Below are 25,056 nucleotides of genomic sequence, written 5' to 3' on the forward strand. Positions count from 1 at the left end.
GCTCAGTTGGGAGAGCGCGTGCTTTGCAAGCATGAGGTCGTCGGTTCGATCCCGTCTGGCTCCACCATTACCTTGGTGTCGAGCTTAGGGAATTCATTCGAGGTTGTCTCAGATACGCCGGAAGCCGATCTTCTGGCCTGGCCGAACCCTTTACGGGTTTCGCCTGCTCTATCTCATCGTGAATAGGTTTTTCTGATCTGGCGTGCGCCGGATGCTGCTAGTCAAGGCAGCGTGAAAGCGCACACTGAATTAGTATCTTCGCTGAACATCAAGTGTTTCATGCGTCGGGCTTGTCCCTGCGTATGGAGCGATCAAGCGTCAAAAGGGCATTTCGTGGATGCCTTGGCACTGAGAGGCGATGAAGGACGTGGCACTCTGCGAAAAGCCACGGGGAGCCGAGAGCAGGCTTTGATCCGTGGATATCCGAATGGGGAAACCCCACCGTAAGGTGATCCCACACTGAATACATAGGTGTGGGAGGCGAACCGGGCGAACTGAAACATCTAAGTAGCCCGAGGAAAGGACATCAACCGAGACTCCGCTAGTAGTGGCGAGCGAACGCGGACCAGCCCAGTGATGTTGTGTACATAATCTGAACCGTCTGGAAAGTCGGGCCATAGAGCGTGATAGCCGCTTAAGAGTAAACCGCACAGCATCCTCGAGTAAGGCGGGACACGTGAAATCCTGTCTGAACATGGGGGGACCACCCTCCAAGGCTAAGTACTCCTCAGTGACCGATAGCGAACTAGTACCGTGAGGGAAAGGTGAAAAGCACCCCGACAAGGGGAGTGAAATAGTACCTGAAACGGAATGCCTACAAGCAGTCGGAGCCCCCTTGAGGGGTGACGGCGTACCTTTTGTATAATGGGTCAGCGAGTTAGTGTATGCAGCAAGCTTAAGCCGGTAGGCGTAGGCGCAGCGAAAGCGAGTCTGAATAGGGCGACGAGTTGCATGCATTAGACCCGAAACCGGGTGATCTAGCCATGGGCAGGTTGAAGGTGGGGTAACACCCACTGGAGGACCGAACTCACGTCTGTTGAAAAAGACGGAGATGACCTGTGGTTAGGGGTGAAAGGCCAATCAAACTCGGAAATAGCTGGTTCTCCGCGAAAGCTATTTAGGTAGCGCCTCGGACGAATACCTACGGGGGTAGAGCACTGGATGGGCTAGGGGGTCCCAAAGACCTACCAAACCTAACCAAACTCCGAATACCGTAGAGTACTATCCGGGAGACAGACGGTGGGTGCTAAGGTCCATCGTCAAAAGGGAAACAGCCCAGACCGCCAGCTAAGGTCCCCAAGTCATGGCTAAGTGGGAAAGGATGTAAGACGGCCAAAACAACCAGGAGGTTGGCTTAGAAGCAGCCATCCTTTAAAGAAAGCGTAATAGCTCACTGGTCTAATAGCTGTCTCGCGCCGAAAATGTACCGGGGCTCAAGCCATGCACCGAAGCTGCGGGTGTGCAGCAATGCACGCGGTAGCGGAGCGTTCCGTAAGCCTGCGAAGGCGTCATCGTGAGAGGCGCTGGAGGTATCGGAAGTGAGAATGCTGACATGAGTAGCGACAAACAGTGTGAGAAACACTGTCGCCGAAAGTCCAAGGGTTCCTGCGCAAGGCTAATCCGCGCAGGGTAAGCCGGCCCCTAAGGCGAGGGCGAAAGCCGTAGTCGATGGGAACCACGTTAATATTCGTGGGCCTGCTGGAAGTGACGGCCTCCGTGTATCGTATCCTCTTATCGGATTGAGGGTGCGGTGAAGGGGGTCCAGGAAATAACTCCAGCGTATAGACCGTACCCTAAACCGACACAGGTGGACTGGTAGAGTATACCAAGGCGCTTGAGAGAACGATGTTGAAGGAACTAGGCAAATTGACCCCGTAACTTCGGGATAAGGGGTACCTCTCTTTGCGCAAGCAGAGGGGGGTGGCACAGACCAGGGGGTGGCGACTGTTTACTAAAAACACAGGGCTCTGCGAAGTCGAAAGACGACGTATAGGGTCTGACGCCTGCCCGGTGCCGGAAGGTTAAAAGGAGGGGTGCAAGCTCTGAATTGAAGCCCCGGTAAACGGCGGCCGTAACTATAACGGTCCTAAGGTAGCGAAATTCCTTGTCGGGTAAGTTCCGACCTGCACGAATGGCGTAACGACTTCCCCGCTGTCTCCAACATCGACTCAGCGAAATTGAATTCTCCGTGAAGATGCGGAGTACCCGTGGCTAGACGGAAAGACCCCGTGCACCTTTACTACAGCTTTGCAGTGGTACTAGGATGTGGATGTGTAGGATAGGTGGGAGCCTATGAAGCACTGGCGCCAGCCGGTGTGGAGGCAACCTTGAAATACCACCCTTCTGCTTCCTGGTATCTAACCGCGCCCCGTGAACCCGGGGCCGGGACCCTGCATGGCGGGTAGTTTGACTGGGGCGGTCGCCTCCCAAAGAGTAACGGAGGCGCGCGATGGTGGGCTCAGGCTGGTCGGAAATCAGCTGTCGAGTGCAATGGCATAAGCCCGCCTGACTGCGAGACAAACAAGTCGAGCAGAGACGAAAGTCGGTCATAGTGATCCGGTGGTCCCGCGTGGAAGGGCCATCGCTCAACGGATAAAAGGTACGCCGGGGATAACAGGCTGATCTCCCCCAAGAGTCCACATCGACGGGGAGGTTTGGCACCTCGATGTCGGCTCATCACATCCTGGGGCTGGAGCAGGTCCCAAGGGTTCGGCTGTTCGCCGATTAAAGTGGTACGTGAGCTGGGTTTAGAACGTCGTGAGACAGTTCGGTCCCTATCTACCATGGGTGTTGGAAACTTGAGAGGACCTGTCCCTAGTACGAGAGGACCGGGATGGACGCACCTCTAGTGTACCGGTTGTCGCGCCAGCGGCATCGCCGGGTAGCCATGTGCGGACGAGATAACCGCTGAATGCATCTAAGCGGGAAGCTCCCCTCAAAACTAGGTTTCCCTATCAGAGCCGTGGAAGACCACCACGTTGATAGGCAGCATGTGGAAGCGTGGTAACACGTGAAGCTAAGCTGTACTAATCGCTCGATCGGCTTGATCGCCCATGCGTAGCGGCAAGCCCGACACAAGAAACACTTGAAACGTGCACAGGTACTAATCCCAGATCAGATCTTCGTTTCCTTCGACGACCAGGTGGTCATAGCGAGGGCCCTCCACCCGATCCCATCCCGAACTCGGACGTGAAACCCCTCTGCGCCGATGGTACTGTGTCTTAAGGCACGGGAGAGTAGGACGCTGCCTGGTCTTCAAAGGAAACGAACAAAACCTAACACGATGAATACACCGGCCCCATAAAGGCCGGTGTAAACGTTTTACGGCCAATCCATCGGCCAACACCTTGCCGCGGGGTGGAGCAGCCCGGTAGCTCGTCAGGCTCATAACCTGAAGGTCGCAGGTTCAAATCCTGCCCCCGCAACCACAGACAGTTGACTCCCCGGTCCCAAAAGGCCGGGGAGTTTGCTTTTGGAGCTCCTCCCAGCCGCAAGGGCCAGGAGTTCGGCCAGAACTCCATGGACATCCATGCGCATCCCGTCCGGTGCGTCGGGATCCGGGATCATCTCCACCTTGGTGATCAACTGGCGGATCAACTCCGTCGCCTCGATCTTGATCTCGGGATCGTTGAGTGCGTCGGCGAGCTCGGCCACCTTGCGGGCATAGACCTGGGCGAGATTGGGCATCATGGTGATTACCCCGTCATCGGCCGGCTGCGCTGCCATCTCCGCTTCAATTTGCGCCTGCTCGCGCTCGCGCTCGATCAGGCGATCCAGAATCGATTTTGGTGCCTTGCCGGATTCGACCATGTCCACCATCCCCTTGATGGCAGCCTTGGCATCAGCCAGCCGCTTCGCGAGCTGGGATTGAGTTTTGGCGGCGTTTTTACGCGCGGACGCCAACTGGCGCTGGACCTCGGCCACATACGCTTCGACCCGATCCGGCTCCAACAATTTGTGCTTGAGGCATGCGAGAACGCGGTCCTCAACTTTCTGGCGGGTGATGGTCTTGCCATTGGTACACATGCCGGTGCCGCGCCGGTGGTTGGCGCAGCCATATCTGTCCTTGCCCAGGATGATGTAATTGCCGCCACAGCACGAGCATTTGAGTAGATGTGCCAGCAGGTATCTGGGCCGATGGGTGGCGTTGAGGTCGGGAATGGTATCGCTTTTGGAATGGGCCTTGGCCTTATGGCCGATAGCTACGAGCCGGGCCTGAACAATCTCCCATAGGTCCTGGTCGATAATGCGCAGGTGCGGCACCTCGGCGGTTTTGATATCGGCGGGATCGTTGATTTTAGCTACCCGCTTGCCGGTCTTTGGCAGGCGGATGAAGCGGCACCGGTTCCACACCAGACGCCCAATATAAAGCTCGTTCCGCAGGATGCCGGTGCCGCGCTTGCCCTGGCCACGGATAGTGGTGTTGCGCCAGAGGCGGCCACCAGGACCTGGAACACCTTCGCTGTTGAGCGTGGCGACGATCACCTCGGGGGTATGGCCGGCGGCGTAGAGGGTAAAGATGCGCCGGACGACATCGGCCTCTTGCTCGATGATCTCTCGGTCGCCCGCCTCAGTGGTCTTGCCCGTCTTGATCGGCGGCAGGGCGCGGTATCCATAGGCGATGCCGCCGGCCAGTTTGCCTTGATCGATGCGCCCGGCCTGGCCGCGCTTGGTCTTGTGCCCAAGGTCCTTCGAAAATTGTTGGGCGACCAAGCCCAGCATGGAGATGTGGAGGTCGCTGATCTCACCGGTCTGGACCGTATGCATCTTGATCCCGTCGGCGGATAAGGTGTCGTACATGTCTGCGAGATCAGCGAGGCGACGGCTGATGCGGTCGATGCTTTCGGCCAACAGGACGTCAAAGCGATGTCGCGCGGCATCGCCAAGCAGGCGTTGATATTCGCTGCGAAAAGCCGTGCGGCCGGTCACTTCGGAGTCCGAGTAGGTGTCCACCACAATCCAACCCAGGCGCGCAGCATAGGCGCGGCAGGAGGCCAGCTGGTCGTTGATACTGGCCTCGCGCTGATTGTCGCTGGAATATCTGGCATAAATTACACATTTCATATGTTCAATCCTTTTCTTGTTGTTATGGCTCAGCGGAGGAGGAGGGCGGCCGACACGATGGCGATGGCCATCATCAGCCGTTTTGTGATGTCACCAGACTCTGGATTGGCCACCCATGCGGCAACCGTTTGCCGAGCGAGCAGTTTGACCAAATCAGTGATGGCAGGGTGAGACTTAGCCTCCTCATTCAGGGAGCGCTCGGTCTTGGTGGTACGAATTGCAGGTGATGTTGTCATGGTATGCCTCGAAAAAATAACTTTGAAGGGAAAAATGGATTTTCTGGCGTCGGCTAATGGCGACGCCAGGACGCAATCAGCGAGTGGCCGGCACCAGCTTTCGGCGGGCCCGGGCCGTGAGGCTTGGATCCACTACGTGGCCGAGGGCCGAAATCTCGCCATTTGCCGAGCGGCGGGCAAGGATCAGGTACACGCCGTCCGCATCGGGAGAAGGGGTTTCGCTTGGCAAGCTGACCATCGGAGCGTCCGGAGCATCGGCCTCAATATGTTGGGCCGAAGCTGATTTTTTCAGTCGCTGCCTTTTGGCCCAGGCCTTGGCGCAGGCATCGACGCCGCCAGCCTCGGAGATGCTGTTGATCGCCTAGCCCGGATCCACGCCCTCGGCGGCCAAATGGCAGAGTGCCCTGGCGCAGTAGCTTTGCGCACGGCGATCAATGTTAGGCATGGCCAGACGGATGATCGGCAGCATGGGATTGGCCGTCGTGGCCGCTGTGATTCGGATATTGTACGCTCGCAGTGCGAGCAGGACCGGACTCATGTCGTGGCGGTGGTGGTGGGCCAGGGTGTAGGTATCGGCGAGAATCTGAATCAATCCCTGATGCGTCCGTCCAACCATGGCTTGATGACGCTTGGCCTTGCCTCTGAGGTCATCGATCTCATCGATGATAGCCGTTGGGGGCACATCACCTTGGGGGATCGATAGCGCCCAGTCGAGACCGTCCAGCCATGAGTCGCTCAGGCCAAATGCGGACTGAACCGTCTCTTCGGCATTGCCTGCCCCTAGCATTAATTCCTGGGCATCGCCCCTGTCGTGGCCATCCAGCAAATCTGGTGTATCCAATTGTGCCAACGCGCCGTCAACCGCGCCTTCCTTATTAGTAGTCGTATATTCCATATGGTGTCCTCGTTTTGAAATCCCGGCAAAATCGCCGTATCAATGATATTGGTTCGATTTTTCGGCGAGCTCAGATTTTTGTCGTCTGCGTGGATTTCGCAGCGCAAAGCGGTCCGCCCCCATGTCTGAGGCAGTGACGCCAGTCAGGCCAAATTGGCACGCGCGAATGGCCCACGAATGAAAAAGGAATATATACCTAGTTAAATTAGGGGGATGCGAACCAATATACAAAATAGGACAGGAATGAAACTAAGGCGTTGAAAGGGCTCGGTTATACATCGCTGGCGCGATGTCTGGATTTATGAGCGATAGGGGGGATGGCGTTATATAGGATGGAGGTGCGTATCATTGGTGGCAGATCGGCCACGGGGGCGGCGGCTTACCGCTCGACCAGCGCGATGACATCGGCGCTCGCGGCCGCCGCCTATCGTGCCTGTGACCGCTTGGTTGGCACCAGGGCGGCGGATGGACTCCGGCGCGCCCACACCTGGGATTACCGCAGCAAGACCGGCTTGGCGTGGTCTGAGATCATGATCCCGGCCGGCGCGCCTGAGTGGATGCGTGATCGCCAGCGCCTGTGGTCGGCGGTCGATGGCACGGAGACCCGCAAGGACGCCCAATACGCGCGCGAGCTGCTGGCGACCTTGCCGCGCGAGTTGCCCCTGGAGGCTGCCGTTACGGCCTTTAAGGACTGGGTGGCGGAGAATGTCGTTGCCCTGGGCATGGTCGCCGATATCTGCGTGCACGCCTACGGCACGGCCCTTGATCCGCACAAGCCGGAGCAGGCGCGACGGCTGCGGGAGATTGTCGATCGTACCTGGCCGATCTATGACATGCCAACCAATGGCATGACCCCGGACAAGATCCCCGAAGGTCCCCATATCCTGCGCTATCCCAACGGCATGCAGCGTGTCTATCAGCCCCATGCCCATGTGATGCTGACCATGCGATCCCTGACCAAGGACGGCTTTGGCAACAAGGAGAGGGCCTGGAATCGGCATGCCCAGTTGTATGCATGGAGGCAAGGCTGGGAGGAGGCTTACAACGCCCTGCTGGCTGCCCATGGCAGTGCCGATATCCTCAGTTCCAAGGCCACTTGGAAGCGCGAATTGGATGCCGCCCACGATGCCGGCGACGAGGCGGAGGCCGAGCGGCTGAGCCAGACATTTACACCCCGCACGGTCGATGCCGGCGGGGGCTATTACGCCGCCCTTGAGGGGCGGCCACCCCATAATCCCAAGCAATTTAAGGAGATGACACCTATGGATTTTAACAAAGCAATTTCGGAACAAAAAGTGAAGACACAGCGCGCATTGCAGGGCCGGGATGAGGTGTACGAGGCAGCCGAATTCGAGCTTTTGTGCGATCTGCAGAGCAGCAAGACTGAGGCCGATAAAGCCAAAGCCCAGAATGAGCAACTGGCGAACCAGCTTGTTGCTGTGGAGGCCAAGCACGACCAAGCCATCGCACGCGCGGAAACGATGGAGACCGAGCTCAAGAGAGCTGGTGACCTGCTCCAGGACGCCAGCAAGCAGAAACAACGAGTCCAGGCTCTGGAGCGGACCTGTGCCGAGCAGGCCTCTGAAGTGAGCCGCATTAGAACGGATCTGGATGCGGCCCGTCGCCAAGCCGAGGCAGCAGAGCAGGCGCTCTGCGACGAGGAAATGGCCCGGACCCACGCCCAATCGGCACTGCGAGAGCAGAATATCCTGCTGGACAACATGGCCGATTACGTCACAGGAGTGCACATAGATCGCCCCCGGATTGCCGATGATGCGACCGCCATTGGCCGCTTGCTGACCCATGCCGAGGAGCAGGGTAAACGGCTCCGGCAGGCCGAATCGGCAATCAAGCACTTAGCCAGTGGGGTTTCCCGTCTGCTCCGCTCGGCGGCGCAATTGCTGCCAGCCAAAGTCGTAAATTGGCTGGTCAAAGGATGGAATCACCTTGTCGAGGCTGTCCGAGGTGATGCGCCTTTGGTTGCGGATCTGCTTCCCACGAGTTTGGATATCGAGCTCCCTGATTTGTCGGGGGCCCCGACAAATCAACCCACTGCCGCTCCCGCCCAGCCGGTGACGGTGGCAGTCAGGGCACCGGCACAGTCTCTGGTGCAACATAGCCAGAAGGAGCCGGTGTCGTCCGAGATGGCGAAGCCTGGCGCCCTCGTCCTGCCGCCAAATGCCACAAAACATGATGTTCGGGCTTTCTACGAAAAGCTCGTCATCGCGGAGGAGAACGACACATTCTGGGGGCACTACGAAGCCACAGAAGCAGCGGCCGATGAGGCGGAACGACGAGGCGAACTCGACAGCCCCTATCACCACGCCCTACGCCAGCTCAATAAGCATTTAGGGGCTATCAGCTTTGATTCCGAACCCTCGGCCCAAAAGGTAGACATACCAGCAAAGAGGCCAACGGTTTCCATGGATCGACCATTGTCGGGTCCCACGACAAACCGCCCAGCCCCAGCCTCGGTTGTCGCTCCCCGCCCTGCATCCAACCCCGCCTCGAGTCAGGCCCCACAGCCCAAACCCGCGATACCGTCGGCGGCCCAACTGCCGCAAGCCAAGCCGCCAACTGGGTATAAGCCTCCGGTGCGATAGGCCGCGCCCATCCCAGCCGATGATGGGCGAATTATTACAGCCTACAATTCAACCTACCCAATCTCCGACATGCTCGCCCCATCCAGCCCATCGCCATGGCGCGCTGGATGGTCCGGCGCATTTTCGGAGCACTAAAAATGAAATACACCCTACAGATATCTCATCCCACTTCAGAATCGTGGCGACCTCACGCCATTGTCCGGTTGTGTCCGGCAAGGACATTGCGCCTCAGTCGTCGTCAGGTCCGCCTGCGTCGTTGGTGGTGCCGAGGCGGCACCCGTGTCTTGCGCCGCCGATGATCCGGCCGAGCGCGCCTATCAATCAACCTACAACAACTGGGCGGCATGCCGCCGATCCGGACGCGCCTCAATGTGGGCGCCGGATCGGCCGGCGCCGCCCCAAAGTCAAAAACAAGAAAGAGGAAACATGCATACCATTCCCAATCTCACCACCATCGTCCGTGACGCTTTTCCAGCCCCAGCTGGCAAGATCGCCGTGGATTATGGCCCATCGACCCAATACCAGCATCGCGCCAATCTGTGGCTGCACAGTATCTCGGGCCCCGTCACTTGCCTGCCTGCCCAGCAGGCGATCCGGGCCTGGGCTGCCGATCTCGGCAATTACGGCCTACACCTCATGCGTCTACACGCATCGATCCCCACACAATGGAGAGGCGATCTCATTGACCCGCTGCCGGTCGAGGATATCACCGCCCTGATCGACTACATCGGCGACGTGGCCTTTGGCGGCGGATCCTTGCTCCACCGGCCCTATCTGGACATCATCCTGGGGTCGGATGGTGGTAACGAGGGAGCCACCCCGCTGGGAGGCTACCCCACCATGACCGACACTGATCGTGATCGGGCAATGGAGATTTTCTCCGCCTGCCACCGCTGGCAGGTCGATAACCGTGACTGGCTGCTGCAGCACACATCACGTATCGAATTGCTGATCAGTGTGGCCAACCCGCTTTACCAGGGAGCCATGCCCGGCATTGCCTGATCTTGACGTTCTGCCGGTGCCGCCTTCTGGGCGGTGCCGGCAAGGCGTCTGCCGACGCCGTCGGCCTCCGATTCCAGTTTTCGGCATGAAGCCACGCTGGATGAAATCCTTCACCTACGGCCCTGATCGATTACATCGGTATGGCTCTTACCGATGGGGGGGGACGCCCATGACCAATAATCCCGATATCGGAGAATCCTCCCTAAGAGCAGACCAAATTGGCCAAAATGCCGCAGCATGACCTGGAGCCCATTTTTCCGAGAAGGACAACTTCAGCTCTTTCGGTTCAGATCGGGTGGGGGCAATCTCCCTGTGCCGCACATTTAGACATATAGGCTTGTATCTTGGAACGCCAATCGGCCGGAATTTCCATAGCTTGGTTTCGGGTAAAATCAATGACGCACGAGACGTATTTAGCCCTGAAATAGATGGCACCTCCCTCATCCTCGCCCTCCAGGCGGAAGGTCATGCTGGTGTCGCCCAACTTGTCGATGCGAAGGGTGACCGCAACCTCCAGGCCCGGCTCCATTGGCTTCAAGTAGTCGCAGGATGCGTGAACGGTAGGCGATCCTTGTTTGTTGCGGATCATCGTCATCCAATCCACCTTGACAACCTCGGTGTACCAGCCTTCGATTGTCTGGGTGCAGTAATCGAATACGCGCGGGGTATAGAGGATTCCGGCGGGATCACAATCTCCCCAACTAACCTGCCGCTTAACCGTATAGATGCCCATCGCTAATCCTAAATTGGTTTTTGTTGCCGATTTACAGCTAAAGTAACAATGATGTAAATTTCTCTGTTTCTAAAAATCAGATGGTCCAGAACGGCTTGCGTCGCTCGAGGAATGCTTTCAGTCCCTCCTGTCCCTGTTCCGAGGCCCGCAAATCGGCGATCCGCTCGGCGGTCCACTCGATCATGGTGGGATCAATGGGGGCAAGGCGGGCGACCAGTCCCTTGGCGGCGGTTACGGCATGCGGGCTGTTGGCCTTGAGCGCCGATAGCCAGCGGTCTCGTGTCGTCACCAAGTCTTCGGTCGGAACAACCTCATGCACCAGTCCGATCTCTTTGGCCGTGACGGCGGGAATTGCCTCGGCGGTCAGAAAATATCGTCGGGCAGCGGGGACGCCGATGGAGCGCATTACGTAGGGGGAGATGACGGCGGGGATAATGCCGATCTTGACTTCCGACAGGCAAAATACCGATTCCTCGGCGGCGACGACCAGATCACAGCAAGCTGCTAGCCCGACGCCGCCACCATAGGCCGCGCCCTGCACGACACCGACGACCGGGCGCGGACATGTGTCGATCGCTTGCATCAGTCTGGCCAAGGCACGGGCATCGCTCAGATTGCGATCACGGTCGTAATCGGCCATCCGCCTCATCCAATTGATGTCGGCGCCGGCCGAAAAGCTGCGCCCCAGGGAGTCGAGAACCACGGCGCATAAATTCGATTCAGTCGCTGCCGTCTCGAACGTGGCCGTTAGTTCTTGGATCACAGCGTCGTCGAAGGCGTTATGACGTTCCGGGCGGTTGAGGGTGATGAAACGGACATGGTCGCGGATTTCGGTCAGGATTGCGCTCACGATTCCTAAATCCTCTCGATGATGGCGGTGAGCCCCTGGCCGACGCCGATGCACAAGGACACCAGAGCGTACCGTCCTCCGGTGCGCTGTAGCTGCCGTGCGGCGGTGAGGACAAGCCGTGCCCCGGAACATCCCAGTGGGTGACCAAGTGCGATTGCCCCCCCATTGGGATTGAGGCGCGAATCATCCGGGGCGATCCCCAGCTGGGTGACACAGCCCAATACCTGCACGGCGAAGGCTTCGTTGATCTCGATCACATCCATGTCCTGGACGGTCAGGCCGGCGCGCCCCAGGGCTTTTCTGGAGGCCGGCACCGGTCCCAGTCCCATGACGCGGGGCGCTACGCCGGCCGCCGCCCCAGCGACGATGCGGGCGATGGGCGCGACGCCGGCCTTCTCGCCCGCCGTGCGCGAGCCGATGAACAGGGCCGCCGCGCCGTCATTGATGCCCGAGGCATTGCCGGCGGTGACCACGCCGCCCTCGAACAGCGGCTTCAGCTTGGCCAGCGCGGCCAGATCAGTCTGGGGACGTGGGTGCTCGTCCTCGCTCACCACGGTGTCGCCCTTGCGACCCGCTATGGTGATGGGATGAATCTCACCCTCGTAGAACCCATCTGCTTTGGCCCGGGCGTACTTGGCCTGGGAGGCGGCGGCGAAGGCGTCCGAGGCGTCACGCGACAGCCCCAGATCGCGGGCGATGTTGTCGGCGGTCTCGGGCATGGAATGATTGCCGAAGCCCTTCACCACCTTGGGGTTTGGAAAGCGTGCACCGATGGTGGTGTCGAAAATCCTGGCGTCGCGGGAATAGGCACTTTCCGCTTTGGACAGTGCAAAAGGGGCGCGGCTCATGCTCTCGACACCGCCGGCGATGAACAGGTCGCCTTCACCGCAGGTGACCGAGCGCGCCGCGTCCAGCACGGCGGCCAGCCCCGAGGCGCACAGGCGGTTGACGGTTTGCCCCGCCACCTCGACCGGCAGGCCGGACAGCAGGGCGGCGTGACGGGCCACGTTGCGGCAATCTTCGCCTGCCTGATTGGTGCAACCGAGAATCACGTCCTCGATATCCTCGGACCGGAAGGCGGAGCGGGCCACCAGGGCGCGGATCACCTCGGCGGCCAGATCGTCGGGGCGCACCGGGGCCAGGCCGCCGGCATGGCGGCCGATGGGGGAACGCAGGCCATCATAAAGATAAGCGTCGAGCATGGATCAGGACTCCGAAGTCAGCAGGGAGACGCCGAGGCTCGCGCGGCGGCGCAGCCAGAGCGAGGCGCGGTAACGGGGATCACCGGTGATGGCCAGCATGGTGTCGAGGATGGCGACCACCTTGTCGGCGCCGATGCGGTCGCCCCAGGAGAGCGGCCCGGCGGGGTAGCCGAGACCCAGCGTTACCGCCTTGTCGATATCCTCGGGCGTGGCGATGCCCTGCTGGGCGATGTCGCAGCCGATATTGATGACGGTCGCCACCACCCGTTGCGCCACCAGGCCGGGGCTGTCATGGATCACCGAGACGGCGACATTGCCGCTGGCCAGCAGGCCGAAAGCGCCGTCGCGAATCTCAGCCACCGTCACCGGATTGGTCATCAGGGTGTGGTGGCTGTCCAGACCGAACAGCGGATCGATGGCGATTGTGCGGGTCGCGTCGAGGCCGAGGCGGACGCAGGCGGTCGTACAGTCCTCGCCCAGCACCGGGATCAGGATCAGGGCGGCTTTGGTCGGCTTCTCGCCCCTCTCCAGTATGGCGTCCAGCTTGGTCACCAAGGCGGTGACGGCCAGAGAGCCTTCGCCCGGCGCCACCCACACCGGGCCGGTCCAGGCGGCGGGGACCACGGGCGCTGGCGGGACCACGGCCTTGTCGTCCTTGTAGGCATAGAAGCCACGTCCGGTCTTGCGCCCCAGCAGTCCGGCGGTGACACGCTGGCGGCCAATGGGGGACGGGCGGAAGCGCGGCTCCTGGTAATACTGGTCGTAGATGCTTTCCATTACCGGATGGGAGACATCCAGACCGGTGAGGTCGAGCAGCTCGAACGGCCCCATGCGGAAGCCGGCCGCGCCCTTCAGGATGCGGTCGGCGGTGAAGACATCTGTCACCCCCTCGCCCACCAGCTTCAGCGCCTCGGTGCCATAGCCGCGCCCGGCGTGATTGACAATGAAACCGGGAGTATCCTTGGCCTTGACCGGCGTATGTCCCATGCGCCGGGCCAGGGCGGTCAACGCCTCGACGACCCAGGGTGCCGTCATGACGCCATCGATGACCTCCACCACCTTCATCAGCGGAACGGGATTGAAGAAATGAAAGCCGCCCACCCGCTCAGGATGCTTGCAGGCGGCAGCGATGGAGGTCACCGACAGCGACGAGGTATTGCTGGCGATCAGGCAGTCGGAGGAGACGATGGCCTCCAGATCCTTCATCAGGGACTGCTTGACCGTGATGTCTTCGACAATGGCCTCCACCACCACGTGGCAGGGCGCGAGATCGGCGATAGTTTCAGCGATGACGAGGCGATCAAGGGCTGCTTCGGTAGCCGAAGTGCTCAGTGTGCCTCTCTCGGCCAGTTTATTCAGCATTTTCGCTATGAAAATTCGAGCCTCGGCGGCAGCTCCATCCCGAGCATCCATCAAGATGACGGCGCAGCCAGCGATCGCAGCGATCTGGGCGATGCCGCGTCCCATGGCACCTGTACCGACAACCCCCATGACGAGGTCGGGGCGTGCTGCATCCAGGCTCATGATTTAAACCCCCTCGTAGGCTGGTTTACGTTTTTCCAGGAAGGCGGCCATGCCCTCTTTCTGATCCCAGCTGGCAAATAGGAGCTGGAAAGCCTTGCGCTCCAGCATCAGGGCGGTGTCCAGAGAAGCGTCCTGGCCGGCCAGCAGCACCTCCTTAATCTGGGCGATAGCGAGCGGCGGCATGCGCGAGATGGTCTTGGCGATGTCGAGCGCCTTGTCCAGAACCTCGGCATCGGGGACCACCAGACTGGCAAGGCCCATCTGCCCGGCCTCGGCGCCACTGAAGGCTTGGCCGGTCATGGTCAGGAACATGGCCCTGTATTTGCCCACGGCGCGCACGAGGCGCTGGGTACCTCCGGCACCGGGCATGATGCCGACCTTGACCTCGGGCTGGGAGAAACTGGCATTCTCGCCCGCTACGATGATGTCGGCGTGCATGGCCAACTCGCAGCCGCCGCCCCAGGCGTAGCCCTGGACCCCAGCAATTACCGGCTTCGGACATTGGGCGATGGTTCGCCACAGGAGGTGGTTGTTGCGCTGCATCAGCTCGATGGCGCCAACTGCTGCCATATCCTTGATATCGGCTCCGGCGGCGAAAGCCTCATGGTTTCCAGTGATCACGATGGCGCGAACGGAAGCGTCGGCGCCCAGGGTGGTCATGTGCTCGGCCAACTGGCGGCGGACCTCCAAATTGAGTGCGTTCTTTGCCTCGGGCCGGTTGATGCGCAGAAGCGCCACGCGGTCCAAGGGATGGCTCAAAGGGACTTCCGCCACCAGTGCCTCCTTGTCGCAGGTTCAAATTGATCATGAACGGCATCGGCTAGCGATTTGCCGCGCCGTAAAATTGACCGTATGGTCAGTTTATTGGTAGCTGCCATTTGGAGGGGTGTCAATATTCAACTCTATGAGCCGCATCATTCGCCACTATGATCACACTTTGTTGACGAGGTGGTTCATGAAATGTATGGTCATGGGTAGAGACTGACCGGTCATTTTCATAATTCCCATCTCGATTGGTGAGCGCTTTCCGTTGCTGGGGGCGGGGCGCCGTTATGGAGGCCTCTTACTCGTTCCCGGAGATCACCTGGCGCCTTTTAATCGCCGAAAATCGCGAGGTGAGTGACGTCGCAACAAGAGTCCCGTTGAGCCGAAGTGGATCTACCCATGAGAGTTCCCAAACACGTCAAGCTGGTGGAAGTCGGTCCCCGTGACGGGCTACAGAACGAACGAAGGCCGGTATTGCCGGCGGTCAAGGCGGAGTTGATCAACCGTCTGGGTGAGGCTGGGATGGCCGTCATCGAAGCGGGTAGTTTCGTCAGCCCCAAATGGGTCCCGCAGATGGCCGATACCGCTGCAGTGATGGATCTTATCGTCCGTAAGCCGGGCATTTCATATCCCGTCCTGGTGCCCAATCTTCAGGGATTGGAGGCGGCGGTGGCGGCTCGCGCCGACGAGATCGCCGTCTTTGCCGCCGCGTCGGAGAGCTTTTCCCGCAAAAACATCAACTGCTCCATCGGAGAAAGCCTGGACCGATTGGCTCCGGTGGTGGCGGGCGCTTGCAGGAAAGGCCTACAGGTGCGCGGCTACGTATCCTGCGTCCTGGGATGCCCCTACGAAGGAGCCGTTTCAGCCGGGGTCGTCGCCGATGTCGCGGCTCGCTTGGTGGATTTCGGCTGCTACGAGATCTCCCTGGGTGATACCATAGGTGTTGGTACTCCCGGCGAGACGCAGAAAATGCTGCGGGCGGTCGCTGTATACGTCCCCATCGATAAGCTGGCTGTTCACTTCCATGATACTTATGGACAGGCGTTGGTCAATATTCTCGCCGCCTTGGATATTGGCGTTACGGTCGTGGATTGTTCTATCTCCGGTTTGGGGGGGTGTCCTTACGCCAAAGGGGCATCGGGTAACGTGGCCTCTGAGGACGTACTGTACATGCTGAATGGCCTGGACGTCGAAACGGGCGTGAATTTGGACCGCTTGATAGACGCAGGGTCCTTTATCTGCGGTGTACTGGGGCGTCCGACAGGTTCGAAGGTGGCTATGGCGCTGGCGGGGGGGGGATAGATACTTCCGCTGTAGGAATGAAAAAAGCGGGGGCGGGCCATACTTGGCCCGCCCCCGCCAGGCTGCGGCCTCAGGGAGACTGGAGGGCCGCGGTGAGTTCGGGCAATATCTTGAACAGGTCCGCCACCAGGCCGTAATCGGCGACCTGGAAGATGGGGGCCTCTTCGTCCTTGTTGATGGCGACGATGACCTTGGAATCCTTCATGCCGGCCAGGTGCTGGATGGCGCCCGAGATGCCGACGGCGATGTAGAGGTCGGGGGCGACGATCTTGCCGGTCTGCCCCACCTGGAAGTCGTTGGGCACGAAGCCGGCGTCGACGGCGGCGCGGGACGCGCCCACGGCGGCGCCCAGCTTGTCGGCCACCGCTTCCAGGAGGTGGAAGTTGTCGCCCGACTGCATGCCGCGACCGCCCGAGATGATGATGCGGGCGCTGGTCAGCTCGGGACGCTCGGACTTGCTGAGCTGGCTGCCCACATAGGCCGACAGGGCCGGATCGGCGGCGGCGGCGACGCTCTCCACGGCGGCGGAGCCGCCCTCGGCCTTGGCGGCCTCGAAGCCGGTGCCGCGGACGGTGATCACCTTGAGAGCGTCCTTGGACTGCACGGTGGCCAGGGCGTTGCCGGCATAGATGGGCCGCACGAAGGTGTCGGCCGACACCACGCCGGTGATTTCCGACACCTGAGCCACGTCCAAGAGCGCCGCGACGCGCGGGGCGACGTTCTTGCCCCCCGTGGTGGCGGGGGCCAGGATGTGGCTGTAGCCGCTGGCCAGGGAGACCACCAGGGCGGCCAGGGGCTCGGCCAGATGGTTGGCGTAGAGGCCCGCATCGGCGGCGAGCACCTTGGTGACGCCCGCCACCTTGGACGCGGCCTCGGCCACGGCGGCGATGCCGGAACCGGCCACCAGCACATGGATGTCACCGCCGATCTTGGCGGCAGCGGTGACGGTGTTCAGGGTGGCGGCCTTCAGCGCGCCGCCCTCGTGCTCGGCAATGACGAGAACGGTCATGATCAGATCACCTTCGCTTCGGTCTTCAGCTTGTCCACCAGGGCGGCCACGTCGGCCACCTTGATGCCGGCCTTGCGCTTGGGCGGCTCCTCGACCTTGAGGGTCACCAGGCGCGGCGCCACGTCGACGCCCAGATCGGCCGGCGAGACCGTGTCGATGGGCTTCTTCTTGGCCTTCATGATGTTGGGCAGCGAAGCGTAGCGCGGCTCGTTGAGGCGCAAATCGGTGGTCACCACCGCCGGCAGCTTCAGGCTCACCGTCTCCAGGCCGCCGTCCACCTCGCGGGTGACGGTGATGGACTCGCCCACGATCTCCAGCTTGGAGGCGAAGGTGCCCTGGGGACGGCCCAGCAGCGCCGCCAGCATCTGGCCGGTCTGGTTGCTATCGTCGTCGATGGCCTGCTTGCCCAGGATGATCAGGCCGGGGGCCTCCTTGTCCACCAGGGCCTTCAGCACCTTGGCGACGGCCAGCGGCTGGACCTCGTCGTCGGAGGACACCAGGATGCCGCGGTCGGCGCCCATGGCCAGGGCGGTGCGCAGGGTCTCCGACGCGGCGGCCGGGCCAACCGACACCACCACCACCTCGGCGGCCTTGCCCGCTTCCTTCAGCCGCACGGCCTCTTCAACCGCGATCTCGTCGAACGGATTCATGGAGAACTTCACGTTCTGGGTCTCCACACCAGACCCATCTGACTTCACCCGGATTTTCACGTTGTAGTCGATCACCCGCTTAATCGCGGCCAGAACTCTCATTGTTGGCGACTCCCTCTAGAAGCCGTGCCCTTGAAACGTTGGCTTGTGGCCGAATCGCTCGGTTGATGCGATGGCTCGGCAGTAGGGATACTTTCAGAATGACTGTCCGGTCAACTAATTTTTTAGCGACAAAAATTTTTATATGCCCAGAAACAATCGGTGTTTGTCCCCGGATCGTTGGCTCCAGCGGAGCTAATGTGACCATCCGGTTATGTCTTATTTTAGATTTCTGCAGATCCGGCGTGCCCCTAATCCGTTCGGACGGGGCGGTGTAGATGCTCCAATGGTTCTTGAAAGCCGTAAAATGACCATCGAGCCAATTTATGGGGCGTGTTGTTTCCTGGGTATTTTCGGAAAACGCGGGAAAGCCAGGAAAAAAGTGATTCGAATCTTATTGACGTCAGTGGGTCTGGGAGGTAAATGGTTAGTCAGTCATCTTTTTTGAGAGAGATTGGAGAGCCGATAATGAGCGCTACCAGTGGAGAGCGGCCCGGCCATGCCCCGGTCGGCCATGAGATTGTGGGGCGTGGTTCACGCGAATCAGCGCGGCTGATGCGCAAATGGTTTGCGTCGCTCACCGAGGCGGCCCGTCACGACAAGAAGGCGGCTTTCGTGTTCGTGATGGGGAACATGAACGAGGTGTTGCGGACCTTCGACATGCCGATCGTGTTTCCCGAGATCACCGCGTTGCAGACCGCAGTGCGCGGCACATCGGAGGAGTACCTTAAGGAAGCCGAGGATTATGGGTTCTCACCCGACGTCTGCGGCTATGTGAAGGCGGACATCGCCATGCACCTGCGTGGCGGCGGTCATCCCATGGGGCTGATTCCGAAGCCGGGCCTGGTGGTGGCTACCAACGCCTGCAACACCTACTTCAAGTGGGGCGAGATCTGGGAGCGGCTGTATGATGCGCCCGTCGTCACCGTCGATGTGCCCAATGACCGGTCCTGCGGATCCCGGACCATGCCGGGTGACAAGGATTTCAAGCACGAGCTCGCCTACGTGGTTGCCCAGATCAAGGAACTGATCTCCGAGTGCGAGCGGGTGACCGGCAAGAAGTTCGACATCGACAAGTTTCGCGAGCATCTGCGCCACGCCAACACCATGAGCCGCTACTGGAAGCAACTGTTGGCGCTGAATGAGCGGACGCCGGCGGTGTTCAATGCTCTGACCGACGGGTTGGCTTTTCTCGGTATGGCCAACTGTTTCCGGGCGACGGAGGAAGGTGCCACTTTCTTCAAGGAACTCTACGAGGAGATGGAGTATCGCTCGGCGAACAACATCGGTTCAGTGACCCGCAAGGACGGCAAAGATGTTCCTGTCGAACAGAAGTTCCGACTCGGTCTGTTGGGAGTGCCCTGCTACTCCCACTTCCGTGGTTTTGCCGAGTTCTTCTCCGATTGGGGCGGCGTGTTCGTTATTTCGAGCTACCTGAAGTTCGCTTCTGGCGGCACGGCTCTGGGCTTCGAATTCGATCTCGACAACCCCATCGAAAGCTATGCGGAGGGAATTCTGCTGACGGTCCGCGAAACCCAGCAGGGGCTGCTGTTTAATTTCTCCGACGTCGAGGACAAGTATTCGCCCTACAAGCTCGACGGCATTGTTTATCACGGAGTCAAAAGCTGTCGCACCGCCTCGTCGGGTTTGGCCGACCGCCGCTTCCACACATCGGAATCCCTGGGGCTACCGACCCTGTTGCTCGAATCCGACATCGTCGATCCTCGAGCGGTTTCCAAGGCACAGATGAAGAATCGCGCCGATGCCTTCTTCGAAGGAATGATTGCCCGCAGGCAGAAAGAGGCGGTGGCGGGCCATTGAGGCCGTGCTGCCCATTGAAAGCAGGAGATTCAGCATGACAGCCTCAGTTCCTTTGTTCACCGGATGGCAGGGTCGGCCGCTGGATGAAGTCTTCACCCGTTGCCGGGAATTGGTCGAGGATGAGACCTATCCGACCGTCAAGGCGTGGCGCCAGAGCGGCGGACGCGTGCTCGGTCACTTCCAGGTCTATTTCCCCGAGGAGATCGCGCATGCCGCCGGTATGTTGCCGGTCAAGATCAAGGGTGGGCGAACCGAAGGGGTTTCGATCAGCCAGCATTTCGGATCGTTCCTCTGTTCCATCCTCAAGACATCGCTTGAGTTGGCCATCGAGAAGCACATCGAACTCGACCTGTTCGTCACCCATCCTATCTGTGACGGCGCCCGCAATTTGGCCGGAATCTGGGGCCGTAATTTTCCCTACAAGGCTCAGATTCTGCATCTGCCGCAGAACGTCAATTCCGAGGGCGCTGCGGAATTCCTGCGCTACGAATATCTGAGATTGGCTGACGATATCGTGGCCGCCGGCGGTCAACCGGTCACCGAGGATGCTTTGCGGCACTCCCTGGAGCTCTATAACCATTCGCGCAAGCTGATGCGTGATCTCTATGATATCCGTCGCTCCACGCCGTGGAAGCTGGCGGCCGACGAATCCTTCGCCTTGATTGGGCTGGCTGGTTTCCTGCCCCGCGAGGAGTTCAACACCCTGCTTGAGACCGTGCTGCCGATGATCCGGGAACGGCCGGTTCGCCAGCAGGACAAAATGCGGGTGGTGTTGGAAGGCGGTTTCTGCGAGACCCCGCCGTTCGACTTGCTGCAGGCGGTATCGCGATCCTGCCATGTGGTGGATGACGACCTGTTCATCGGTCTGCGCTGGATTCTCGAGGACATCAATACCGCAGGCGATCCCTGGGCCAACTTGGCTTCGGCCTATATCTCGAAGTCGTCCTATAGCGCCGTCCAGCACGATAACGACAAGCCCAACGAGAAGATGCTGCTGAAGCGGATCAAGCACGCCAATGCCGAAGCGGTGATCATCGCTTCCGCCAAGATGTGCGAACCCGGTCTCGACGAGGTGGTGGCGTATTCGAAGGAACTGGATGCCAAGAAAATCCCGTACTTCATCACGGAATTCGAGGAAAACCAGAACACCTTTGACGACATTTCCATCCAGATGGAGACCTTCGTCGAAAACATCATGTTCGACTGAAGGCAACACGGAGAGATGATGCCATGAAGTATACAGCAGGCGTCGACGTGGGTTCGACGCAGACCAAGGCCGTGATCATCGACGAGAGCAAGTCCATCGTTGCCCGCGCTTTGACCGATACCGGCGCCAACGTTACCCAGGCGGCACAGAATGCATTCGATCTCGCCTGTGCCGACGGCGGCATCGACCCAAAGTCGGTGGGATACGTGATCGGCACCGGTTACGGTCGCTACAAGGTTACTTTCGGCGACAAGCAGGTGACTGAGATCAGCTGCCACGGCCGTGGTGCCGCCCATATGTTTCCGGGCACCGGCACGGTCATCGACATGGGTGGCCAGGACAGTAAGGCTATCCGGGTCAAGCCGGACGGCGAGATCATCGACTTTTGCATGAACGACAAGTGCGCAGCCGGTACGGGACGTTTCCTGGGTGCCGCCGCCATGGCACTGGGCATGAGTCTCGGTGACCTTGGGCCGGTATCCTTGAAGTCAACAAAGCCGGTCAAGATCAGCACCACCTGCACGGTGTTCGCAGAGGCCGAGGTTCTGTCCTGGTTGGGCAAGGGCAAGGCGGTCGAAGACATCCTGTGGGGCGTTCACAAGTCGATCGCCTCGCGGTCCTACGGCCTGTTGCGCCGGACCGGCATCACCGGCGAGATCACCTTCACTGGTGGTGTCGCCAAGAACCCCGGCATGGTTAAAGCGCTGGAGGAGGCATTGGGCAAGCCGCTCAACGTCAGCGACGACAGCCACTATATGGGAGCCCTCGGGGCGGCCCTGTTCGCCATGGATTATCTGATCGCCGGCGAAGCCCCGGCCCGCAAGGAGGCGTGAACCATGCGCTACACGATGGGATTGGACATCGGGTCCACTTATACCAAGGGCATTATTCTGGACGATTCCGACATGATCGTCGCCCGTACCGTCAAACAGACCGGTTCGCGACTGCAGGAGGCGGCTCAGGCTGTGATGGCAGAGACTTTGGACCTCGCCGGCTTGGCACGGGAGGAGGTCGCCTATGTCATCACCACCGGCTACGGTCGGCATCAGTTCGATGATCGCGACATCCAAGTCACTGACCTGACCGCGAATGCCCGGGGTGCCTCGTTCCTGTTTCCCCGCACCCGAACCGTGCTCGATATCGGCGGCCAGACCATGAAGGCCAGCCGTCTGGACGACGCCCGGAAGGTCCGGACATTCCGCCTCAACGATAAGTGCGCGTCGGGGACGGGGATGTTCCTGGAGAAGACCGTCCGCTACATGGGATTCGACACCGAGGATATCGACGGTCTGCTGGAAAGCGCCACCGAACCGGCCTCCATTTCGGGGGTCTGCACGGTGTTTGCCGAGTCCGAAGTCATCAATCATCTCAGCAACAGCGTGTCGCCGGAAAATATCATGTTCGGTGCGGGTATGTCGCTCACGGGGCGTGCAGGTCAGCTTCTCAAGCGAGTCAAGATTGAGGAAGAGTTGACCCTGGTCGGGGGGATCCTGCGTTGGGGGCGTATCGCCCAAGCCATCTCCGAGGAACTCAAGATGGAGGTCAATGTCGCCGACGGCGACATGCCGCAATACACCGCCGCACTGGGGTGTGCCATCCTTGGCCATCTGCGACTGAAGACCTCCACGGGGCGTTCCCCCGAGGCTCTGTCCATGCAGGCGGTTGCTCTGCGGAACTCGCAGAAAAGCTGTTCGGCCTGCGGGACTGCCTAGGATGCAGTTCGCTCTTAGCCAAGAGCAAAGGATGGTATGCGATCTCGCCGAGGCATTTTCCCGCGACGAGATCGCTCCCATCGCCGCCAGGATGGATCGCGAGGCGACCTTTCCCATGGAGGTTCATCGTAAGGCCCATGAACTTGGGCTGATCGGCGTAACAATTCCGCAGGAGTATGGCGGGCACGGGTTGGGGACAACCGAACTGGTCTTGATCAGCGAGGCTTTTGCCCACGGTTGCGTCGGAGTGGCGACTTCTCTCGGGCTCAATCCTCTGGTCACGGAAGCATTGGTGCTCGCCGGCACCGAGCGGCAAAAACGGACTTATCTCGGGCGCATGGCCGATGGCGGCTTCGCCTGCTGGGGGCTGACCGAACCCGCCGCTGGCTCCGACGTGGCCGGGATCACCACCCGCGCCCGCCGGGTCGGGGGCGACTACGTCATCAACGGCGGAAAAGTATGGATCACCAACGCCTCGCTGGCCAGCTTCATCCTGGCTTTCGCCAAGACCGATCCCGACGCCGGCCACAAGGGGATGACAGCCTTCCTGATCGAGCGCGACACGCTCGGAGTCGAGGTCAGCCAGCCACTGTCCAAGATGGGACAGAAGGCGTCCCCCACCTGCGAGATTCATTTCAGCGATGTCGTGGTACCGGCCGCCAACATTCTCGGTAATGAAAATGACGGTTTTCGCCTAGCCATGAAGTCGTTCGACAAGTCGCGCCCCATGGTGGGAGCATTCGCAGTTGGGTTGATTCGGCGCTGCCTGGACGAATCCATGGGGTATGCCCGTGAGCGGCGCACCATGGGATGCGCCATTATCGACCATCAGGTGATCGGGCACCGACTGGCGGACATGCGGATCAAGCTGGAGGCGTCGCGTCTCCTGACTCTCCAATCTGCCTGGCTGGCCGACATGGGCCAGTCCAATACCCTGGAGGCGTCTTGCGCCAAGGCATTCGCCTGCGACGCAGCCATGTGGGCCGCCACTGAAGCCGTCCAGATTCACGGTGGAATGGGCTACTCCACCGAGTTTCCGGTCGAGAAATTGTTCCGGGACGCCAAGATTCTGCAGATCTACGAAGGAACCAGCGAAATCCAACGCAACATCATTTTGCGGGAAATGCGGAAATAGCGCTGTCGCCGCCGAATTGGCCGCGGTGGCTATGTTTTGCGCTAGTCAAGGAGTCGTTTCATGAAATATTCCCTGCCGGAATTCCTCGCCCATGCCGTTGCTCTCGAACGGGAGGCTGAGGAACGCTACACCGAGCTGGCTGAAATGATGGAGGCCCACGCCAACCGCGACACGGCAAAGGTCTTCCGTGAGATGGCGCGCTTTTCCAAGCTGCACGCGCACGAGATATCCAACCGTACCAAGAATCTGGAGATCGCAAAGCTGAAGTCATGGGAGTTCCGCTGGCGGTTGCCTCCAGAAGTCGGCGACTATGCTCAAGACGGAACCGATTACCTGATGACACCGCTTCATGCCATGACCTATGCCCGCGCCAACGAAGTGCGTGGCATGGAGTTCTATCGGACGGCTGCAGAGCATGCTCAAAATGAGGATGTACAGCGATTCGCCAGTCGGTGCGCCGATGAGGAGGGGGAACATGTTGCCGCCTTGGATCGCTGGATCGCCAACAACTCTTCTCCTTAGATAGATAGGTAACGTTGGGTTTTAAGGGGATAGCATTACCAATGCTTCCCGCTATGAACCAAAGGAGGTTGTAAATGCCGGAGGAGTGCTTCGCAAGATTGATGTCTGCCATGGATACGTCTGGCGATTCTAATAATAAAAAAGCAATTTATATATCTATGAATACGATTTTGTGTAGGTTTACGGGCATGTGCTCTGAATCTGATATTTGCCATATAATTGCAGGTAGTATCATTGCGGATGTCGGCGGCTGTTCAGTATATCATGACTATTCTGTACCGCCTTCTTGATTCTGTAGCCTGGCGGAGGCTGGTAATCCCAGGGCTGTTCAACGCTGCGATCGCCTGATCGATCGCGGCGTTATGGCGGATGAAAAATTGCCGATTCCCCTGATGGCATTTGTCTGATGGTGTGGACGACCGCCACCCACCGGCATCAAGGTGCCATAAAGTGGTCGTGATTGAAGCGCCAAGGGGCACCCACCTTGGAGGGTTGCCCCGATGCCGAGCACGCTGCTGTCGCTCTTTTCCCAGGTTTCTGATCCTCGTCGCGGCCAGGGGAAGATTTACCCCTTGGCCCCAATCCTGCTGTTCACGGTGCTGGCTATGCTGGCCGGGGCACGTTCGTATCGTCAGGTCCACAGCTTCATACGGCCCCATCTGATACCAACCTGCGCTGATTGAGACTCACGTGGGGGATTGAACGAAACCGCTACGGCGGTATTG

19 protein-coding genes, 2 tRNA genes and 2 rRNA genes (1 of these 23 running past the window's edge) are annotated in these 25,056 nt (G+C 59.9%); 14 read left to right on the forward strand and 9 right to left on the reverse strand.

The features are described 5' to 3' along the window. From XM1_RS10555 to XM1_RS10570, 4 genes are all read left to right on the forward strand, one after another. Positions 1-67: transfer RNA gene (locus tag XM1_RS10555), tRNA-Ala, on the forward strand; it begins 9 nt to the left of the window's first position. 242 nt (positions 68-309) lie between these two features. Beyond that, a 23S ribosomal RNA gene (locus XM1_RS10560) occupies positions 310-3,051 on the forward strand. A gap of 87 nt (positions 3,052-3,138) precedes the next feature. Continuing rightward, positions 3,139-3,253: ribosomal RNA gene (gene rrf, locus XM1_RS10565) — 5S ribosomal RNA — on the forward strand. A 98-nt stretch (positions 3,254-3,351) separates the two neighbouring features. Beyond that, positions 3,352-3,428, forward strand: a tRNA-Met gene (locus XM1_RS10570). Here XM1_RS10570 and XM1_RS25260 read toward each other — a convergent pair. Both XM1_RS25260 and XM1_RS10585 read right to left on the reverse strand, forming a co-directional pair. Continuing rightward, a complete protein-coding gene (locus tag XM1_RS25260; RefSeq protein WP_369816049.1) occupies positions 3,385-5,064 on the reverse strand; it encodes a recombinase family protein in 1,680 nt (559 codons plus the stop codon). The genes XM1_RS10570 and XM1_RS25260 overlap by 44 nt on opposite strands. Positions 5,065-5,661: 597 nt before the next feature. Continuing rightward, complete coding sequence (locus XM1_RS10585; RefSeq protein ID WP_068433328.1) at positions 5,662-6,195, reverse strand: hypothetical protein; 534 nt, start codon at positions 6,193-6,195, stop codon at positions 5,662-5,664. Between the two features lie 332 nt (positions 6,196-6,527). On the opposite strand from XM1_RS10585, the gene XM1_RS10590 reads away from it, so the two are divergent. Further along, entirely contained in the window at positions 6,528-8,798 is a 2,271-nt protein-coding gene (locus tag XM1_RS10590; RefSeq protein WP_172821906.1) for a MobA/MobL family protein, read from the forward strand. Positions 8,799-9,077: 279 nt separating this feature from the next. Beyond that, positions 9,078-9,800, forward strand: a complete 723-nt coding sequence (locus tag XM1_RS10595) for a hypothetical protein (protein WP_156428695.1) — start codon at positions 9,078-9,080, stop codon at positions 9,798-9,800. A 286-nt stretch (positions 9,801-10,086) separates the two neighbouring features. Here the strand turns inward: XM1_RS10595 and XM1_RS10600 are convergent, their stop codons facing one another. The 5 genes from XM1_RS10600 to XM1_RS10620 form a co-directional block, all read right to left on the reverse strand. After that, positions 10,087-10,533, reverse strand: coding sequence for a thioesterase family protein (locus XM1_RS10600; protein WP_068433332.1), 447 nt, complete (start codon positions 10,531-10,533; stop codon positions 10,087-10,089). 76 nt (positions 10,534-10,609) lie between these two features. Beyond that, the gene (locus XM1_RS10605; protein WP_068433333.1) at positions 10,610-11,383 is read right to left on the reverse strand and encodes an enoyl-CoA hydratase/isomerase family protein; all 774 of its coding nucleotides are present in this window, start codon (positions 11,381-11,383) and stop codon (positions 10,610-10,612) included. A gap of 5 nt (positions 11,384-11,388) precedes the next feature. After that, positions 11,389-12,585, reverse strand: coding sequence for a 3-oxoadipyl-CoA thiolase (locus tag XM1_RS10610; RefSeq protein WP_068433334.1), 1,197 nt, complete (start codon positions 12,583-12,585; stop codon positions 11,389-11,391). 3 nt (positions 12,586-12,588) lie between these two features. Further along, positions 12,589-14,109 (reverse strand): 3-hydroxyacyl-CoA dehydrogenase, encoded by a 1,521-nt coding sequence (locus tag XM1_RS10615; protein WP_068433335.1) that lies wholly within the window; start codon positions 14,107-14,109, stop codon positions 12,589-12,591. 3 nt (positions 14,110-14,112) lie between these two features. Further along, on the reverse strand, positions 14,113-14,883 hold the full coding sequence (locus XM1_RS10620) for an enoyl-CoA hydratase (protein WP_068433336.1): 771 nt from the start codon (positions 14,881-14,883) through the stop codon (positions 14,113-14,115). 390 nt (positions 14,884-15,273) lie between these two features. On the opposite strand from XM1_RS10620, the gene XM1_RS10625 reads away from it, so the two are divergent. Next, complete coding sequence (locus tag XM1_RS10625) at positions 15,274-16,176, forward strand: hydroxymethylglutaryl-CoA lyase (RefSeq protein ID WP_068433338.1); 903 nt, start codon at positions 15,274-15,276, stop codon at positions 16,174-16,176. A 70-nt stretch (positions 16,177-16,246) separates the two neighbouring features. Here XM1_RS10625 and XM1_RS10630 read toward each other — a convergent pair whose 3' ends face one another. Then, positions 16,247-17,185 (reverse strand): electron transfer flavoprotein subunit alpha/FixB family protein, encoded by a 939-nt coding sequence (locus tag XM1_RS10630; protein ID WP_068433340.1) that lies wholly within the window; start codon positions 17,183-17,185, stop codon positions 16,247-16,249. 2 nt (positions 17,186-17,187) lie between these two features. Then, entirely contained in the window at positions 17,188-17,937 is a 750-nt protein-coding gene (locus XM1_RS10635; RefSeq protein ID WP_068433342.1) for an electron transfer flavoprotein subunit beta/FixA family protein, read from the reverse strand. Between the two features lie 465 nt (positions 17,938-18,402). On the opposite strand from XM1_RS10635, the gene XM1_RS10640 reads away from it, so the two are divergent. From XM1_RS10640 to XM1_RS25265, 7 genes are all read left to right on the forward strand, one after another. Then, complete coding sequence (locus tag XM1_RS10640; RefSeq protein ID WP_172821907.1) at positions 18,403-19,755, forward strand: 2-hydroxyacyl-CoA dehydratase subunit D; 1,353 nt, start codon at positions 18,403-18,405, stop codon at positions 19,753-19,755. A 34-nt stretch (positions 19,756-19,789) separates the two neighbouring features. Then, positions 19,790-20,962, forward strand: coding sequence for a 2-hydroxyacyl-CoA dehydratase subunit D (locus XM1_RS10645; protein WP_082700444.1), 1,173 nt, complete (start codon positions 19,790-19,792; stop codon positions 20,960-20,962). A gap of 23 nt (positions 20,963-20,985) precedes the next feature. Beyond that, positions 20,986-21,795 carry an acyl-CoA dehydratase activase gene (locus tag XM1_RS10650; protein WP_068433348.1) on the forward strand — a complete coding sequence of 270 codons (810 nt, stop codon included), beginning with the start codon at positions 20,986-20,988 and terminating at the stop codon, positions 21,793-21,795. 3 nt (positions 21,796-21,798) lie between these two features. Then, complete coding sequence (locus XM1_RS10655; protein ID WP_068433350.1) at positions 21,799-22,674, forward strand: acyl-CoA dehydratase activase; 876 nt, start codon at positions 21,799-21,801, stop codon at positions 22,672-22,674. 1 nt (position 22,675) lies between these two features. After that, positions 22,676-23,809, forward strand: coding sequence for an acyl-CoA dehydrogenase family protein (locus XM1_RS10660; protein WP_068433352.1), 1,134 nt, complete (start codon positions 22,676-22,678; stop codon positions 23,807-23,809). Positions 23,810-23,869: 60 nt separating this feature from the next. Beyond that, entirely contained in the window at positions 23,870-24,331 is a 462-nt protein-coding gene (locus XM1_RS10665) for a ferritin family protein (RefSeq protein ID WP_068433354.1), read from the forward strand. Between the two features lie 500 nt (positions 24,332-24,831). Then, positions 24,832-25,014 (forward strand): transposase family protein, encoded by a 183-nt coding sequence (locus XM1_RS25265; protein ID WP_082700445.1) that lies wholly within the window; start codon positions 24,832-24,834, stop codon positions 25,012-25,014. The last annotated feature ends 42 nt before the right edge of the window (positions 25,015-25,056 follow it).

Source organism: Magnetospirillum sp. XM-1 (genome assembly GCF_001511835.1).
In the GTDB taxonomy this organism is placed as follows: Bacteria; Pseudomonadota; Alphaproteobacteria; order Rhodospirillales; family Magnetospirillaceae; genus Phaeospirillum.

Bases quoted from the DNA above. Each gene is read 5' to 3' on its own strand.
- XM1_RS25260 (WP_369816049.1), bottom strand. From the start codon at position 5,064: ATGAAATGTGTAATTTATGCCAGATATTCCAGCGACAATCAGCGCGAG.
- XM1_RS10585 (WP_068433328.1), bottom strand. From the start codon at position 6,195: ATGGAATATACGACTACTAATAAGGAAGGCGCGGTTGACGGCGCGTTG.
- XM1_RS10590 (WP_172821906.1), top strand. From the start codon at position 6,528: ATGGAGGTGCGTATCATTGGTGGCAGATCGGCCACGGGGGCGGCGGCT.
- XM1_RS10600 (WP_068433332.1), bottom strand. From the start codon at position 10,533: ATGGGCATCTATACGGTTAAGCGGCAGGTTAGTTGGGGAGATTGTGAT.
- XM1_RS10610 (WP_068433334.1), bottom strand. From the start codon at position 12,585: ATGCTCGACGCTTATCTTTATGATGGCCTGCGTTCCCCCATCGGCCGC.
- XM1_RS10615 (WP_068433335.1), bottom strand. From the start codon at position 14,109: ATGAGCCTGGATGCAGCACGCCCCGACCTCGTCATGGGGGTTGTCGGT.
- XM1_RS10625 (WP_068433338.1), top strand. From the start codon at position 15,274: ATGAGAGTTCCCAAACACGTCAAGCTGGTGGAAGTCGGTCCCCGTGAC.
- XM1_RS10630 (WP_068433340.1), bottom strand. From the start codon at position 17,185: ATGACCGTTCTCGTCATTGCCGAGCACGAGGGCGGCGCGCTGAAGGCC.
- XM1_RS10635 (WP_068433342.1), bottom strand. From the start codon at position 17,937: ATGAGAGTTCTGGCCGCGATTAAGCGGGTGATCGACTACAACGTGAAA.
- XM1_RS10640 (WP_172821907.1), top strand. From the start codon at position 18,403: ATGAGCGCTACCAGTGGAGAGCGGCCCGGCCATGCCCCGGTCGGCCAT.
- XM1_RS10645 (WP_082700444.1), top strand. From the start codon at position 19,790: ATGACAGCCTCAGTTCCTTTGTTCACCGGATGGCAGGGTCGGCCGCTG.
- XM1_RS10650 (WP_068433348.1), top strand. From the start codon at position 20,986: ATGAAGTATACAGCAGGCGTCGACGTGGGTTCGACGCAGACCAAGGCC.
- XM1_RS10655 (WP_068433350.1), top strand. From the start codon at position 21,799: ATGCGCTACACGATGGGATTGGACATCGGGTCCACTTATACCAAGGGC.
- XM1_RS10660 (WP_068433352.1), top strand. From the start codon at position 22,676: ATGCAGTTCGCTCTTAGCCAAGAGCAAAGGATGGTATGCGATCTCGCC.
- XM1_RS10665 (WP_068433354.1), top strand. From the start codon at position 23,870: ATGAAATATTCCCTGCCGGAATTCCTCGCCCATGCCGTTGCTCTCGAA.
- XM1_RS25265 (WP_082700445.1), top strand. From the start codon at position 24,832: ATGCCGAGCACGCTGCTGTCGCTCTTTTCCCAGGTTTCTGATCCTCGT.